Below are 15,815 nucleotides of genomic sequence, written 5' to 3'. Positions count from 1 at the left end.
AGATACTCGGCGCGGGGGACTCCGACAAGCCCGTTTCCCGGGACGTGCCCCGGGAAACGGGCGGATCACCCGGCCGACCCCACCGCCGACCGGGTGCCGGGCTCAGCCCGTGGCGCGGTACGCCGTGGTCAGTCGGGCGACCGCCCCGGGGAGGTCGCCCGTGAGCAGCAGGTGGTCGGCCTCGGCGAAGGGTTTGGCCACCGCCTCCGTGACGTTCCCGCCGATCTTCTTCTGGACGATCAGCCGGGCCGTCCCGACGAGCCGACGGCCCTCCGCCGAGTCGCCCCGCCCGGCGGCCTGGAGCACCTTCGCGGCCGTCCCCAGCACCCGCAGCGCGCTCTCCCCGCCGGTCGGCACCGGGCTGAGGGTGGTGAGCCCCCAGCCGTACGGGAACTGGGGGTCGTACCGCTCGTCCCCGACGTTGACCGGCAGCTGGGACTCCGACCTCGGCCAGGTCACCGGCAGCCGACCGGTGAACGGCCGCCTGCCGTAGAGGACATCGGCGACGCCGTCGCCCTCCGTGCCCGGCAGCCAGGACGCGACGAGGGCGTCGATCTCCGGGAGCCGGTCGCCGATCAGCTGGGGGCGGCCCGAGACCACGAGCACCGCGCACGGCATCGCCGCGCACACCCGGTCCACCGCCGCCTTGTCCGCCGCGCCCAGTTCGAGGTCATGGCCGTTGCCGACGTCCCCGATCCCCTCCGCGTACGGGGTCTCGCCGACCACGACCACGCCCACGTCGTAGCCGCCGGTCGGCGCGGAGGCGTCCTTCGACCAGGCGATGTCGGCGCCCGGCGCGGCCCGGCGCATCCCTTCGAGGATCGTCGTGCCGGTGGTCGTACGGCCGGAGGCGCCCTGCCAGCTGACGGTCCAGCCGCCCGCCTGGTTGCCGAGGTCGTCGGCGTCGGACCCGGCCACGTACACCTTCTGGCCCGGCCTCAGCGGCAGGACGGGGCCTTCGTTCTTCAGGAGGACCTGGGACTTCGCCGCCGCCTCGCGGGCCACCGCGCGGTGCGCCGCGGAGCCCACCGACGGCAGGTTCGTCCGGTCCGCGTACGGCTTCTCGAAGAGGCCGAGGCGGAACTTCTGCGTCAGGATCCGTGCCACGGCGTCGTCGATCCGCGCCGCCGTGACGCGCCCGGCCTCCGCCTCGGCGGTCAGCGTCCGGGTGAACTCCCGGTAGTTCGTCGGCACCATGATCATGTCGAGGCCCGCGTTGACCGAGGTCCGCACATCACTGGCGTAGTCGCCGGGGATCTGGTCGATGGCCTGCCAGTCGCTGATGACGAAGCCCTCGAAGCCCATCCGGTCCTTCAGGACACCGTTGATCATCTCGGCGTTCGCGTGCATCTTCACCGGCCCCCGGCCGTCGCCGAGGACGTCCAGCGAGGAGTACGAGGGCATGACCGTCCCGGCACCGCGCCGGACCGCCTCGGCGAACGGTGCGAGGTGCACCGCCTCCAGCTCCGCCCGGGTGACCCGGGTGATCCCCTGGTCGATGGTGTACGAGCCGGTGGACGAGGAGCCGTAGGCCGTGCCCCCGTCGCCCACGAAGTGCTTGGCGCTGGTCAGCACCTTGTCGGCGCGGTCGAGGTCCGAGCCGTCCCGCGCGCCCTGCATCCCGTCGATCATCGTCTCCATGGCGGTGACCAGCGCCGGGTCCTCGCCGAACGCCTCGTAGGAGCGGCCCCAGCGTTCGTCCCGGGTGACGCAGACGCAGGGGGCGAAGTCCCAGGGCACCCCGGTGGCCCGCACCTCCTTCGCGGTGACGGCGCCGGTCCGCGCGGCGAGCCCGGGGTCGCGCCCCGCGCCGATGCCGATGTTGTGCGGCATGACGGTCGCCCCGACGACGTTGTTGTGCCCGTGGACCGCGTCGACGCCGTAGATCAGGGGGATCTGGAAGCGGGTCGCCCGGGTGCGCAGCTGGAAGGCGTCGATCATCGAGGCCCAGGCCTCGGGCGTGTTGGGGGTGGGCACCGAGCCGCCGCCGGAGAGCAGCGAGCCGAGCGCGTGTCCGGCGATGTCGCCCGGCGACCGCAGCGCGTTCCGCTCCGCCTGGGTCATCTGGCCGACCTTCTCCGCGAGGGACATGCGGGGGAGCAGATCGGTGACGCGCTCGCGGACCGGCAGCCGTCCGTCGAGGTACGGCAGCCCGTGCGCGTTCACCACGACCAGCGGGTTCTCGGCGGGTGCCTCGGCGCCCTCGACGGTCAGCCGCAGCGGGATCGTCTCGGCGCTCTCGGCGGCGCCGTCCCTCAGCGTCGGCACGGTCACCGATCGGGTGGTGCCGGAGGGCGTCCCGGCGGGGAACACCAACCGGCCGGAGACCGGCCGGTAGTCCTCGCCCGGCTCGGCGGTGCCGTCGCCGCCCTCCGTCGTGTACGCCACGGTGACCGGAGCGCCGGTCGGCCCGGAGCCGGTGGTGGCCACCGAGACGTCCACCCGGGCGGCGCGGCCCTCCTCGACCGGGTGCACCACGGAGCGGGTCACCACCCGGGTGGTGAGCGAGGGTTCGGCCGTCCCGTACAGCTCGACGCCGTCCAGGGCGAACCTGCCGGGCGCGCCGGTCGGCAGGGTGACGGCGTACCCCCACATCCGGTCGAGGCCGAGGATCCGGTCGATGCCGCCGACGGGCTGGTAGTCGGTGCGGTAGACGAAGGCGGAGAACGGGATCTCGACCTGGTGCCAGCCCTCCCGGTCGTCGGTGAAGGAGGTCGTCCACAGCTCGGACGCCTCGCCGTTCGCGCCACCGTCCTTGATCTCCAGGGCGATCCGCCTTCCCGAGCCGGGCGGCAGGGGCGCGGTGTTCTGCCCGTACCACCAGAAGCGGATCCCCCGGTACGCGGTCCAGTCCTGGGCCGGGCGGTCGAAGGCGAAGTCGTGGGTGAAGCCGCCCCAGCCGCCGATGGCGTAGTCGCCTTCGAGGACGGAGCCGCCCTCCGGGGCGTCGGCGCGCTCCACGAGTCTGAGGTCCGGGTGGGAGGAGGCGGTGTCGCCCCAGGTGAACAGCCCTTCGGCGGGGGGACCCGCGAACGGGACCTCGCCCTCGAAGCGGTCGACGATCCGGGGCACGGGTTCCTGCGCGGCGGCGCTCGGGGGACCGCCGGAGAGCAGACCGGTGAGTACGGCGGCGGTGGCGATCACCGCCGAGACCACCGTCCTTCGGGGACGTGCGGATGCCATGCGGGCTCCTCGGGACGGGCCGGGCCCGTCGAAGGGGACGGGGGAGAGGGGGCGGAACGGGTGCGGGATCAGGCCGGGTGGTGGGTCCACTTCTGGTTGGCCCCGCCGGTGCGGCTCCAGATCTGTGCCCGGGTCCCGTCGGCGGAGGAGCCGCCGGTGACGTCGAGGCACTTGTCCGCGCCGGTGTGGACCACGTCGTGCGTGGCGGGGTCGTACCGCCAGCGCTGGGCGGCGGTGCCGTTGCAGTTGTACAACTGGACCCGGGCGCCGTCGGCGGTCGAACCGCCGGTGACGTCGAGGCATTTGCCGAGGGCGCGGACGCTGCCGTCCCCGGCGAGGGTCCAGCGCTGGGCGGCGGTCCCGTTGCAGCCGTACGACTGGACGGGGGCGCCGTCGGCGGTGGCGCCGCCCGCGACGTCCGGGCACTTCCCGGCCGGACCGGTCAGGGCGCCGCCGGGCGGGCCGCCGCCGGGCGTCCCGGACCAGGTGAAGGTGGCGGTGGTCCGGGCCGGGAAGGTGTACGTGAACGACTGGTCGCCCCACACGACCCGGACGGACCGGGCGGAGGTCCCGCCGTTGTGGGCGATCAGTGCCTTGGAGCCGTCGGTGTTGCGCCAGGCCACGTTCTTGACGGTGCCGTCGGCGGTGGAGCCGATGCGGTACGCGCCGGGCCGGACGAACTTCGTCAGATGACCGGTCGCGTAGTACTCGATCGTGCGGTCGACCTGTCCGGCGCGGGGCCCGCCCTGCTGGACGGTGACGAGGCCGGTACAGGTGCCGCAGCCGCCGTTGTGCGGGCCCATGTCCTGGTTCAGGGCCAGGCTCCACTTGACCAGGCTGCTGCTCCAGTCGCGGGCGTGGCCGACGATGTCGTTCAGGTCCTCGTCGTGCTGGTTCGCGATCCAGGTGCCGCCGGAGTGCTCGGTGCTGAACTGCGGGACCGACGGGTACTGGTCGTGGACCTGACCGCCGGCGGCCGGGTCGCCGGAGTAGCCGTGCCAGGCGATGCCGCCGAACAGCGGGTCCTCGCGCACGCCCGCGTCGCCGAGGACCCCGGCGCCGAAGTTCGCGTAGTCGCCGTAGTTCCCGTCGTGCACCAGGACCTCGGTGTCGAGTCCCGCCGCGCGCAGGGCCGGGTGGAGGTGGTTCTTGGTGAACTCGACCAGACCGGCCGGGTTCCAGCTCATGCCCGGGTAGTCCATGGCGGCCGGGTCGCCCGGCCGGCGGCAGTTGGGCTCGTTCTGCACGGAGAGGTAGTCGACCCGCACCCCGGCGGTCCGGTGGCTCCGCACGTACTTCACCAGGTACCGGGCGTACAACGGGTAGGACTCGGCCTTCAGCCACCCCATCCGGTCCATCCGGCCGTTGTCCTTCATCCGGCCGGGGGCGCTCCACGGCACGCCCTTCACCCGCAGGTCCGGGTTGGGCCGCCGGGCCTGGACGGTGAGCAGCCGGACGTCGGTGTCGTAGCCGTTGTTCCCGAAGCCGTCCGGGTCGCAGCAGGTGTCGTCCAGGGACACGTTCCCCGGCCGGGACAGGTCGGAGGCGCCGATCGGGTTGCGGACGAAGGACAGGCCGATGCCGTCGGTGGGGGAGAACAGCGCGCGCGTCACCTCGTCGCGGGTGGCGGCGCCGACGGCGCCGCCGCGCAGCAGATGGGCGGTGGGGTCGGTGATCGACGCGCCGCCGCCCTCGAACCGCCGGTAGGTGGTGCCCTCGTCGACGGTGAGGGTGCGGTCCGCGGTGCCGCCCGCCGGTCCGAACGCGATCGGCGCCTGCGGGGCGAGCCCACGGGTGACGGTGCGTCCGCCCGCGTCGGACGTGGTGGTGAGCCGGACGTCGACCCGCTCACCGGCCGCCCGCGCGGTGCCGGGCCCGGTGAGGACGAGACTCCCGGCGAGGAGGGAACCGGCGGCGAGGACGGTGAGCGGCCGGAGGCCCTGGACCGGTCCGCGGCGCGCGGTGCCGGTGCGCCCGGGTCCACCGCCGCGCCGGAGGAACGCACGGAGACGCATAAGTGTGTTATGCACCTGACAAGCCTTTCGCCGTTCGTGCCCGGCAAGCGACAGCAGCAAGCCTTTTATCAAGGCATGAAGTTATGAGGTGCCCCGAGACCCGTCAACCCTCCGCGCGCAGGCACCCCTCTCCGGGTCCCGGAGCCGGGCGTGTCGGGTGCGCCGAGCGGTGGGGCACGCCGGGGCGGCCCGGGCGCGGGCGCCGTCACGGCAGCCGTACGCCGCCCCTCTCCGCCTCCGCCACGAGCGTCTCCTCCCCGTACGGCCCGTCCCCGTCGGCCGCCCGGTGGCGCCCGCTGATCGCGGGGAACGCCCGGCGCGCGGAGCCGACGGCGGCGACCGGGATCGCGGCGGTCACCACGGCGCCGACCGCCCCGGCGGGCAGGAGCCGTCCGGGCCCGCGCCGTCCTTCCGGACGGCGTACGCCACGAGGAGGAGGACCGGCCCCGCGACTCCGCACGACAGCGGGTTCCCCATGGACGCCCCGGCACGCTCGCGCACGGGCCCTCCTTCGCTCGGCTTCCGGGAACGGCCCGGCTTCCGGGAACGGCCCGGCTCCCGGGGAACAGTTCGGTACCCGGGATCATCGTCGTGCCCGGAGCCGTCCCCGAGAAGGGGGCCGGGAGCCCTTCCGCGCCACCGGCCCCGCCCGTCTGGGGGTTCAGGAGACCGATCGGCCGAAGAACTCCAGCTCCGCCACCGCCACCTGCTTGCGCGGGTCCGCCCGCCACGCCGTCCGCAGCACCAGTCGCACCGAGAGCGCGTCGCGCACCCGGACGTCGACCCGCTGGGTGCCGCCGTCGTTCACCCGGTGCTGGGACACCCGGGTCTCGCCCGAGGAGTCCTTGACGACGAGCTCGAAGGTCCGGGGGGTCGCCTGGCCGTCCGCCTGGGTGGTGTTCTTCGAGCTGCCGGGGGTGATGAGCAGGCTCAGCAGATCGGTCGGCTCGGCGAACGTGGCCTCCAGGTACTGGCCCGCCGAGTCCCCCGCGTAGCCGGTGCCCCACCAGGTGTTGGAGTACCCGTCACCCGCCAGCTTCGGATCCTGCGTGGGCGCCGAGTGCGAGGCCGTCCACGACACCGGATGCACCGGGACCCGCTTGGCGAAGTGGTCCTGGACGGCGCGGACGGCGGGCGGACCGCCGATGATCCCGCCCACGAGCACCACGACGGCCCCCGTGACGATCAGCGCGCGGACGGCCCACCGGCCGCGGTCCCTGGCCAGCGCGGGACGTCGGCCCGCGTAGGGCCCCTCGGCCGTGGACAGCCGCTCCGGCGTCATCGGCGTCGCGCAGTACCGGCAGAACCGGCGCCCGGGGACGTTCGTCAGCGCGCACGCGGGACAGGGCGTACCGCCCTCGACGGGCGCGGGCGCCGCCGCACCGCGCGACACGGGCCGGGCCGCTTCCGGACGGGCCGGGAGCACGGGCGCGGCCACGGACGGCTCGGCCGGACGGCTCCCCGGGACCGGGACGAGAAGGGACCGCGCGACGGTGTCGGAGGAGCGCGCGGTGGTGTCCGAGGAACGCGCGGCGGGCGCGGGAGCGGCCTCGGCCCCGGTCCCGGCCCCGGATTCGGTCCCGGCCTCGGCCCCGGATTCGGTCCCGGCGGAGGCGAGGGGTGCGGTTACGGTCGCCGTGGCCGGTTCTCGCTCCTCGCGTACGGCGGGCAGTGGCGCCGTCACCTCCTCGGCACCGGCCGCCTCCCGGCCGTCCGCACCGGACGCCCGGCCTTCGACGGCCGTCGGCTCCGCCGCGCGCTCCTCCGTGCCCGCTTCCTCGTCCGGCCGCTCCGACACCGGAGCGGGGACGGGTGTGGAGGAAGGCACGGGAGCGGAGGAGGGCGCGGGCGCCGCCGCCGGAGCGTCCCAGCGCAGGAACGCTCCACAACTGTCGCAGAACGACTGGTCCTTCGTCCGCACCGGGCTCGCGCAGTCCGGGCACGGCCGGGTCTGGGGCGCGTCACTCATCAGGTCAAGCTCCTTCGGAAGTACGGGAAGTGGTCACCGCGACCGTGAACGGAAGGTGCGCGGGACGGGCCGCGGCCACCACCGCGCGCAGCCGGTGCGGGTCCACGGCGGCCGGGTCCCCGACCCGCAGGACGACCCGCAGACCGGCCACCGGTGTCCCGGGGAACGGCCCGAGCGGCCCGGCGGACCAGCTCGCGCCGCCGCTCTCGGTGATCTCGGGGGGCACGCCGAAGGCGAGCCGGACCGCCGCCGCGAGCCCCTGCCGCGTCCCCCGGACCCGGTGCAGCGCCACGGCGGACGCCACCGCGTGCCGCCGCAGCTCGACGGGTTCCCCGCCGTCCAGCTCCGCGCCCACCCAGGTCGCCAGGTAGTCCACGAAGTCCGCCGGGGCCAGCGCGGGCGAGAAGTACGCGTCGAGCGAGTCCAGCACGTTGAACAGGGGCGCCAGGACCACATCGAGACCGGCCACGAACCGCTGGCCGAAGTCGTCCTCCGCGTACACGGCGGGCAGCGCCGCCCCCAGCGGGTACGGGGTCGCGAGCCCCGGCACCGTACCCCGCGCGGAGCCGCTCACCGCGCCTCGATCACACGGACGCGGTGGTCGAACGGGAACAGCAGCGCGGACGGCGCCAGCTCGATGCGGTCCGTCGTGTCGCCCCGCCGTCCGGTCAGCGGGTCGGCCGGATGCAGCAGCACCTCGTCCACCAGCTCCACCCCCGGCACCCGCTGGAGCGCCGCGAACACCTCCCCGGCCCGCAGCGGACGCCCGAACGGCCACCCCTCGCCGTGCGCCCCGCCCGTCAGCGGGTCCAGATACGCGTACAGCGTGTCCAGGGCGTCGGCCCGCACCCGCTCCACCTCCGCGGAGCGGAACGCGTGCAGCGTCGCCACCACCGTCACCCCCTGGTAGAACGGCGGCCCCACGGCCAGCCGCGTCCCCAGCGGGCGCCGCTCGTCCAGGAACCCGGTCACCCGCGACAACAGCTCCTCGCCCGGCACCAGTTGCTCGAACCGCAGCCGGCCGCCCCGGTCCGGCACCGCCTGCGGCACCACCAGCACCCGGACCGCGTTGTCCCCCGCCTCCGCCGAGTCCGCCGCGAGACACGCGATCCGCGCGGTCTCCGGCGCCGCGCGCCGCGCCAGCTCCTCGTAGTCCCGCGCGGTCACGGCCCGCTCCTGTGCCCGCAGGGTCACCGGCGCCCTGGTCTTCGCCTCCTCGACGGTCTCCCCGTCCACCCCGCCCCGGGCGGCCTCCCGGTTCTCCACCCGCGCGATGTACGGGATGGAGCTGCGCAGCACGCAGATCGTGGCCCGTGCGACGTTCCCCGCCCGGCCGCCCCCGGTGCCGTACCGCACCGCACGGATCGCCGCGCCCTTCGGCGGCACCGCCCCGTACTGCCGCAGCGTGCCGTCCGGCTGCCGCACCGAAGGACCGAACGCGATCTCACCGGTCGTCGCGTCCAGCGTGAAGTGCCGGTCCCCGGGGCGCGACGACGCGAAGTCCCGCACCACGTCCCACTCCTCCCAGCCCTCCTCCGGGTCGTCCCCGGACCCGGCCCCGTCGGCCCGCGCCGCGACCTGGAGCAGCAGCGGCGGCCGGTCCACCACCGGCGCGTGCGCGAGCCGCACCCGCTGCCCGGCGACCCCCTCGGACTCGCCGAGCGGCTCGTCCCGCACGGTCTCCGCGTGCGCCGCCCGGACCGTACCGCCGATGGTGAACGCCTCCGCCGCCCGTACGGTCGGCGAATCGCTGTACGACGGCAGCCCCTCCAGCGGCTCCACCACCCGGCAGCGCACCCACCCGGCCTCGTGCCCGCCGAGCCGCGACACCGCGTGCCCGGACGGCAGGTGCAGCACCACCTCGCCCGGCCGGTTCAGACCGCCGGTGGAGTCCTCGTCCACCTCGCACTCCACCCAGCCCTCGGCCGCCGACCACGCCTCCCACACCAGCGGCGGACGGCGCGGATCCACCCCCACGCCGTCGACCCGGCTGTCCAGATCGAGGACGAGGACACAGTCGGGCGCCGCCGCCGAGAGACCGAAGAGCAGCAGGTCACCGACCCGGGGCGACGGAGTGAACGCGGCCACGTCCTCCCCGCCCAGCAGATCCTGCGTACGGTCTTCCGGAGTACCGCCCGCCTCCTGGCGCACCAGCCGCGCCAGCGAACAGGGCACCACCGTCAGATCGGCGGAGGTCGCGAACACCACCGCCTCCTCCGTCTCCGTCCGCCCGGTCGACACCTCCGTCCCGGCGGGCAGCAGCACCGGCTCCGGCTGCGGCGCCGACAGCCGGAAGGTGACGTCGGCGTGCGCGGCGCCCGGCGGGAACAGCGTCACGCCCAGCAGGTCCAGGAAGGCCAGATGGTTCTTCTCCGGCACCCGGTTGAGGCGGTAGACGAGCTGGTCCGCCATGTGCGCGACGGCCTCGACGAGGGTCACGCCCGGGTCCGAGACGTTGTGGTCGGTCCACTCCGGGCACGCCTGCTGGATGTAGCGCTTGGCGTCGTCCACGAACTGCTGGAAACGACGGTCGTCGAGATGGGGGGCGGGCAGGACCATGGCGGCTCTTTCAGTCCTCGGAGGGGATGACGTAGAAGGGGAAGACGAGGTTGCGCGGGCTGTTCGCCCCGCGCACCCGGTAGTGGACGTCGATGAACAGCGTGGTCGGCTCCCCGGGCGCCGGGGCGACGGTGACGTCCTCCACCTCGATGCGCGGCTCCCAGCGGTCCAGCGAGGACATCACCTCGTACCGGATCCGGCCCATCGTCGCGTCGTTGACCGGCGAGAACACCAGCTCGTGCACCGCGCAGCCGAACTCCGGCCGCATCGGCCGCTCACCCGGCGCGGTGGCCAGGACCAGCCGCATCGACTCCTCGATCTCGCGGCCCCGCCGCACCAGGGCGATCGAACCGCTCGGCCCGGTCCGCAGCGGGAACGCCCAGCCCGCGCCGACGAAATGCTCACTCAAGACGGCCTCCTCCTCAGATCGGCAGCTTCGCCGCAATGGGGTTCGGCAACAGCGGGGTCGCCGTCACGAACGCCAGCGTGTTCACCGCCACCTGCGCGTCCGCCGACACCTTGAACCGCTGGCCCGCCTTGACGTCCACGCCCAGGCCCGCGTCCAGCCGGATGTACCCCTTCGCCGCCAGGGTCAGATCCGTCCCCGACTCCACGGTCACCCCGCGCGCGCCCGTGATGGTGACCGTGCCGTCGCTCTCCACCGTCAGCGTCGTGCGGGCCTCGTTCAGCTCGACGCTCAGCGCGCCCTTCGCCGTCCGCAGCCGGATGCCGTGCGTGGCCCGGGTCCGCCCGCCCTCCTCCCGCAGCTCCACCGTGTGCCCCGTACGGGAGGTCAGCGCACGCCACTGCACCCGCCCGCTCGTCGGATCGACCGGCGGCACCCGGTCCGTCGCCGGGGCGTGCCGGTCCACCCCGTTGTACAGACCCGCGAGGACGTACGGATGTTCGAGGGAACCCCGGTCGAAGGCGCACAGCACCTCGTCGTCCACCTCCGGCAGCATCAGACCCCCGCCGCCGCGCCCGCCCAGCTGCGCCACCCGGCACCAGCCGCTCTCGTACGTCGCCGACAGCCACGGGAACCGCAGCCTGACCCGGCCCAGCGACAGCGGGTCCTTGGTGTTGGTCACCAGGGCCACCGCGACCCCCGGCATCGGCGGCGCGGGCTCGCCACCGCCCGACGCCGTCCCGTACAGCGAGCGGAACTGGCGCCCCGACACCGTCAGCCAGGTCGCGAACTGCCGCCCCGACGCGAAGACATGACGCACGCCCGTCGCCGTGTACCGCCCCTCGAAGGGGAACCCGGCGCCCTTCACCGCCACCGGCTGCCCCGGCTTCAGCGCCGGATTGCCGGTGACGGAGACCTCCAGCTCCGCGAACGAGCCCGTCACGTCGTCCGCGAGCGCGGTGGCCGCCCGGGTCACCTCCGACTGGGTCGTGAACGGCGTCGCGGTGTACGTGAGTTCGGCGGGTCCGAACGGCGCGGCCAACTGCGCCGGAGTGATGTCGGAGATGATCTCCCGGCTCGCCACGGCCGGGGTCGGCGAGGACAGTGCCTGCTTGGTACGGGGGTCCCAGCCCCGCACGTCCACCTTCGCCACCTGCCCCGCGGCCGTCACCGACATCCGGCTGTGCAGGGTGTTCGCCCCGAAGTCCAGGACGTACGGGCTGGCCGCCGCGGGCGTGGTGTCGGACGGCGCCGTCGACGCGGGCGGCAGCGCGGCGAAGACCAGCCTGCCCGCCGTGTCCAGCGACAGCCGGACGTCGTTCTCCCGCGCGAGCCGGGACAGGAAGTCCCAGTCCGTGATGTTCGGCTGGGTCGCCAGCTCGTACACCGTGGGCGTGGCGTCCACCCGCCCGATCGGAATCCGGTTGAGCGCCGCCAGCTTCCGCACGATGTCCGAGGCGGTCATGTTCGGATAGCCCTCGACCCGCCTGCTGCGCAGCAGCCGGTGCCCCGGGTCGTACCCCCGCAGGATCAGGTACCGCCCGTGCCCCGGAGCCCCGTCCACCTCCAGGGCCGTCACCTCGCCGGTGAGCATCGGCTCACCCAGCTTCCCGTCGGTGAACGGCGACAGCACCGCCATCGCCCCCACCTTCAGGAACGGGAACTTCCCGGTGAGAGTGCCGTCCTTGTCCGCGAAGGTCAGCTGGAAGGCGGACGGCACGTTGACACTGGAGTCCACCCAGCCCTCGGTGAGCCGGACCGCCAACGGGTCCGGGAGGGGCGTCCCGTCCAACTGCACGTGCAGGACGGTGGTGAAGGTCTTCTCGCTCATGAGGTGCCCTCGATGGCCGGCGTTTCGGTGGTGGACGGGAGCAGCAGTTCCGTGCCCGGACGCAGACGCATCGGATCGTCGATGCCGTTCGCCTCCGCGATGACCCGCCAGCGCGTCGCGTCGCCGTACTCGCGCCACGCCAGGGAGGCCAGCGAGTCCCCGGCGACCGTGCGGTGCACCCGCCGGGCCGAGAGCGCGCCGGACGTCGGATTCTGCTTCTTGGTCGCGCTGGAGATCTCCGTCAGCGCGAGCGAACACGTGGCCCGGATCGGAATGCCACTGGGACTGAACAGGGTGTACGTCGCCGACACCGACGTCACGTACGCCACGAACTGCACCGTCGAGAACGATCCCCAGGAGAACCGCACCCACGGCGGCGACGGAGCCTTCGCGCTGATGCTCTGCTGCGTCACCTCACAGCACGAAAGCAGCAGTTCCACCTGCTGCTGCACGTCGTTCGAGGACGGATCGCCCGAACGGTCCAGGAACACCTCCAGCTGGAGCTCCGCCGGAAGGCTCCCGGTGAACTTCGGCGGCGCCCCCCGGTCGTACGCCACGGCCTGCTCCGTCAGCCAGCTCGCGGACCGGCTCAGCCGCAGCTCGTCCGGATTGAACTGGAACTTCACCTCGCCGAGCTTCCCGCCGTAGCTGCTCGACAGGTCCGTCGGCGGCTGGTGGATCGACAGGGTGGCCCGTGAGAGACCGCGCGCCGCTATGGCGCCCATGAGCCCGGCCATCTCAGGCGCCTCCCGCGTCGGTGAAACCGTGGTGCGCGATCTCCAGGGTCTCCGTCGCCACCGCCGGGCTCGCCGGGTCGAGCGTCGGACCCGTCCACCGCACCGGCAGCACCTCGACCAGACCCCACTGCGCCACCACCGACTTGTCCGCCCGCAGCGCCGCGATCTGCGCCGTGGGACGCGTGATCCCGGTCGCCAGCGAGGAGATCCACGCGGCGACCTTCGCGGTGTCCGGGGTGAGCGGACGGGTCAGCCGGATCGTGGAGAACGTGACACGGGTGGGCAGTTGCCACACGAAGCCGTTGTTGCCGCCCTCCTGGCGCCGCTCCACCTCGACCTCGGAGGAGAGGCCCTCGCAGCCGTTGAACAGGCCGAGGTCCTGGCCGTCGATCGTGAGCTTGAAGAAGATGGTGGAGGCGGGATCCAGCTCGTTGGGCATGGTGAGGGTCTCTCGGATCGGGGGTCACGGGCGGGGGATGCGGCGGGCGGGGTACGGGGCCGGGTCAGCGCCCGTGGTCGCGGAGGCGGCCCACCCGCTCCCGGTCGGCGCGCAGTTCGGCACGGAGCAGCCGCGACAGCGGGGTCACGAGCCGCCGGGCCAGCTCGTCGAGCTGGGTGGGGGACTCGGCGTCCGGCGCGGCGGCCCCGGAGGCCTTCCGCTGTACGGCGACGGGGGCCGAAGCCGTACGGGGCACCGGCGCGCCCCGGGTCCCGGGAGCCCCGGCGGGCACGGCCACCGAGGTCCGCTGGAGCGGTACGGGGGCGGGCGCGGGCACCGGAGGGACGGCCGGTACGGGCGCCGCCTCGGGTACGGCCTGCCGCTGTACGACGACGGGCCGGGCGACGGGCCGCACGGCGGAGGGCGCGGCCAGCGGCACGACCTCCCGCTGCACGGACGGTCCGGCGGACGGGGTGAGCAGGGGAGCGGGCGGTGTCACCGGGGCAGGGGCGGCCGGAGCACTCCCGGCGACGCCCGGTGCGAGCGGCCGTCCCCCGGCGAGCGGCAGCACGGCCGCCGCCCGGCGCTGCGCGGGGCGCGGCACCCGGACGACCGGCAGGGGTCCGGCCCGCCGCTGCACGACGGGGGCGGGCGGCGGCTCGGCCACCGGGGCGCGGGGGGCGGGAGGCGCCGCCGCCGGTTCCGGGGTACGGGGGGCGGGGGCCGCTTCCGGTCCGGGGCGCGGGTCCGCCATGGCGGGAGAGGGAGAGGGAGGGGGAGAGAGGGCCGGGACCGGTGGGGTGATGGGCGCGCCGATGGGGGAGCGCCGGGGGGCGGGGCCGACCGGGCGGGCGGGGGAGGCGGGCAGGTGGGAACGCTGGAGCGGCGCACCGAGCCCGGCGCGGGGGGCGGTCGAGGCCGCAGGAGCGGGGGATGTCGGGGCGGGCGGCTTCCTGACGACCGGAGAGTCCGGCGCGGAGGCACGGCCGACCGGGGCCGTGGGCGCGGCGGAGGCCTCCGAGGGGGTCGCCGGAGCGCGGGACGCGGTGGCCGAGGGGGTGGTCCCGCCGGACGTGTCCGGAGTGCCTGGGACGACCGGCCGTACCGGGACGGCCCGGGGTACGGGGGTGGTGGCGGGTGCCGTCCTGACCTCGGGGGCCGCCGGAGCGGGCCGTTCGCCGGGCGTGGACGGGGAGCCGGATGTGGACGGGGAGCCGGGCGTGGGCAGGGCGCCGGGGGCGCGCTGGACGGCCGGTGCGTCCGCCGGGGGCGTGGCTCCGGACGGCGCGGGGGCCGGGGGAACCGGCGTCCCGGCACGGTCGGGAACCGCCGGACGGGGGGCGTCCGCCGAGCTCCGCGCGATGGGCGGCGTCCGGGTGAGGGGGCTGGTCGACGGAGTCGGCGCGGCGCCGCCTCGGGCCGCCGCCGGACGAGGAGCGTCCGGCGCGGTCCGGGCGGCCGGTGCCGTGCCGGTGCCGGGAGCGGCGGCGGAGTGCTCCCGGGCAGCCGGGGCCCGGCCGGTGGGAGCCGTCCGGGAGGCGGGCGCGGTCGGCGGTGTGACGGGGCCGCCCTGGCCCGCCGCCTCGTGGGGAGCGCCCGGTGCGGTCCGCACGGTCGGCGTGGCTCCCGGGACGGGGGAGGGCGTGGGCGTCGACGCGCTGGAGCCGTCCCGGGCCGCCGCCGTACGGGACGTGCCCGACTCGGCCGGGGCCGTCTGGACGACCCGGGCGGTCTTCGGCCCCGCTCCGGCAGGTCCCGCCGGGGTGGCGGGCGTCTTGGGCGCGGTCGAGGGCGCGGGGAGGGGCATCGGCGTGGCGGAGCCGCCCCGGGGTCCGGTCAGGGGGGCGGCGCCCGGTCCCGCCGGAGCGGTCCCGGTGTTCACCGGCACGGACGCGCCCGGTCCCGCCGGTGCGGCGGACGGCCTCGGAGCGTCCGTCGCCGGGGGCACGGGTGCCTTCCGCGCGGTCGGTGCGGCGGGCGCCGTCCGGACCGGCGGCGGGGTGGGCGCGGTCGGCGTCACCGGGGCGACGGACGCCCTCCGGACGGTCGGCGCCGTCTGCGGCACAGGGGCCGTGGGCGCCTTCGGCGCGGTCGGCGGCACCGGGCTGCCCGATGTCTTCGGCGCGGCCGGTGCCCTCTGCACCGGCGGGGCGACCGGCGGGCTCGGCGGCGTGGACGCCGTCGTGTTCCAGTCCTCGCCGGGCGCGCGCCAGGAACGCCGGATCTGCGGGCGCCGCTGGACCGGGGCGGCGGGCGTGCCGTGAGGAGTCCCGGGCCCTGCGGGGGAAACAGGACCCGGGACGTTCTGGGGCCGTGCGGCGGACGGTGCCCCGGGCGGCGGCGCCGGGGCGGGCGGCTCGACCGGCGCGGTCGGGGCCGTCGCCCGGCGCACGGGGGCCGCGCCGACCGGAGCCAGCGGACGCGGCGGCTGCTCGGGCCGGGCGGAGACGTACGCGTCCCGCCGCACGGGCGTGGGCCGTACGGGCGCGGGAGGCGTCGCACCGCGCGGTGCGGACCCGGCGGGCCCGCTCACCGGCCCGGCCCCCGCCCGCTGCACCGCCGCGGCGGCCGGAGCGGCCCCGGCCGCCGGGCGGAAGACGCCCGGCGACCCGTCCCCCCGTACCGCGGAGGTGTCCGGGGCGGTGGCAGCGGCGCCCGCCACCGGCAGCCGGAGGC

At 75.5% G+C, this 15,815-nt stretch carries 13 protein-coding genes; 1 reads left to right on the top strand and 12 read right to left on the bottom strand.

The features are described from left to right. Positions 1-102: 102 nt before the first annotated feature. The 12 genes from ACIO92_RS29990 to ACIO92_RS29935 form a co-directional block, all read right to left on the bottom strand. Positions 103-3,183 carry a glycoside hydrolase family 3 N-terminal domain-containing protein gene (locus tag ACIO92_RS29990; RefSeq protein ID WP_402283603.1) on the bottom strand — a complete coding sequence of 1,027 codons (3,081 nt, stop codon included), beginning with the start codon at positions 3,181-3,183 and terminating at the stop codon, positions 103-105. Positions 3,184-3,251: 68 nt separating this feature from the next. After that, complete coding sequence (locus tag ACIO92_RS29985) at positions 3,252-5,198, bottom strand: ricin-type beta-trefoil lectin domain protein (RefSeq protein ID WP_402283605.1); 1,947 nt, start codon at positions 5,196-5,198, stop codon at positions 3,252-3,254. A 205-nt stretch (positions 5,199-5,403) separates the two neighbouring features. After that, positions 5,404-5,559 carry a hypothetical protein gene (locus ACIO92_RS29980; protein WP_402283607.1) on the bottom strand — a complete coding sequence of 52 codons (156 nt, stop codon included), beginning with the start codon at positions 5,557-5,559 and terminating at the stop codon, positions 5,404-5,406. After that, positions 5,553-5,699 (bottom strand): hypothetical protein, encoded by a 147-nt coding sequence (locus ACIO92_RS29975; RefSeq protein WP_402060115.1) that lies wholly within the window; start codon positions 5,697-5,699, stop codon positions 5,553-5,555. Before ACIO92_RS29975 ends, ACIO92_RS29980 begins: the two co-directional genes overlap by 7 nt. 160 nt (positions 5,700-5,859) lie before the next feature. Next, a complete protein-coding gene (locus tag ACIO92_RS29970) occupies positions 5,860-7,167 on the bottom strand; it encodes an NADase-type glycan-binding domain-containing protein (RefSeq protein WP_402283609.1) in 1,308 nt (435 codons plus the stop codon). 4 nt (positions 7,168-7,171) lie between these two features. Next, on the bottom strand, positions 7,172-7,741 hold the full coding sequence (locus ACIO92_RS29965) for a phage tail protein (RefSeq protein ID WP_351788143.1): 570 nt from the start codon (positions 7,739-7,741) through the stop codon (positions 7,172-7,174). Beyond that, the gene (locus tag ACIO92_RS29960) at positions 7,738-9,726 is read right to left on the bottom strand and encodes a putative baseplate assembly protein (RefSeq protein WP_366443699.1); all 1,989 of its coding nucleotides are present in this window, start codon (positions 9,724-9,726) and stop codon (positions 7,738-7,740) included. Before ACIO92_RS29960 ends, ACIO92_RS29965 begins: the two co-directional genes overlap by 4 nt. A gap of 10 nt (positions 9,727-9,736) precedes the next feature. Further along, entirely contained in the window at positions 9,737-10,135 is a 399-nt protein-coding gene (locus ACIO92_RS29955; protein ID WP_366443700.1) for a GPW/gp25 family protein, read from the bottom strand. Positions 10,136-10,148: 13 nt separating this feature from the next. Then, positions 10,149-11,963: a VgrG-related protein gene (locus ACIO92_RS29950; RefSeq protein ID WP_366443701.1), complete on the bottom strand. Its 1,815-nt coding sequence runs from the start codon at positions 11,961-11,963 to the stop codon at positions 10,149-10,151. Further along, complete coding sequence (locus ACIO92_RS29945) at positions 11,960-12,700, bottom strand: LysM peptidoglycan-binding domain-containing protein (protein WP_366443702.1); 741 nt, start codon at positions 12,698-12,700, stop codon at positions 11,960-11,962. Before ACIO92_RS29945 ends, ACIO92_RS29950 begins: the two co-directional genes overlap by 4 nt. Before the next feature lies 1 nt (position 12,701). Beyond that, on the bottom strand, positions 12,702-13,139 hold the full coding sequence (locus ACIO92_RS29940; protein ID WP_351788129.1) for a phage tail protein: 438 nt from the start codon (positions 13,137-13,139) through the stop codon (positions 12,702-12,704). 64 nt (positions 13,140-13,203) lie between these two features. Continuing rightward, positions 13,204-13,893 (bottom strand): hypothetical protein, encoded by a 690-nt coding sequence (locus ACIO92_RS29935; protein WP_402283613.1) that lies wholly within the window; start codon positions 13,891-13,893, stop codon positions 13,204-13,206. 319 nt (positions 13,894-14,212) lie between these two features. Between ACIO92_RS29935 and ACIO92_RS29930 the strand changes: the two genes are divergently transcribed. Further along, positions 14,213-15,403, top strand: a complete 1,191-nt coding sequence (locus ACIO92_RS29930) for a hypothetical protein (RefSeq protein ID WP_402596799.1) — start codon at positions 14,213-14,215, stop codon at positions 15,401-15,403. Positions 15,404-15,815: the final 412 nt, after the last annotated feature.

It is taken from the genome of Streptomyces sp. NPDC087215 (assembly GCF_044744885.1).
Lineage (GTDB): Bacteria > Actinomycetota > Actinomycetes > Streptomycetales > Streptomycetaceae > Streptomyces.
This window is presented reverse-complemented; position numbering and strand designations above follow the sequence as displayed.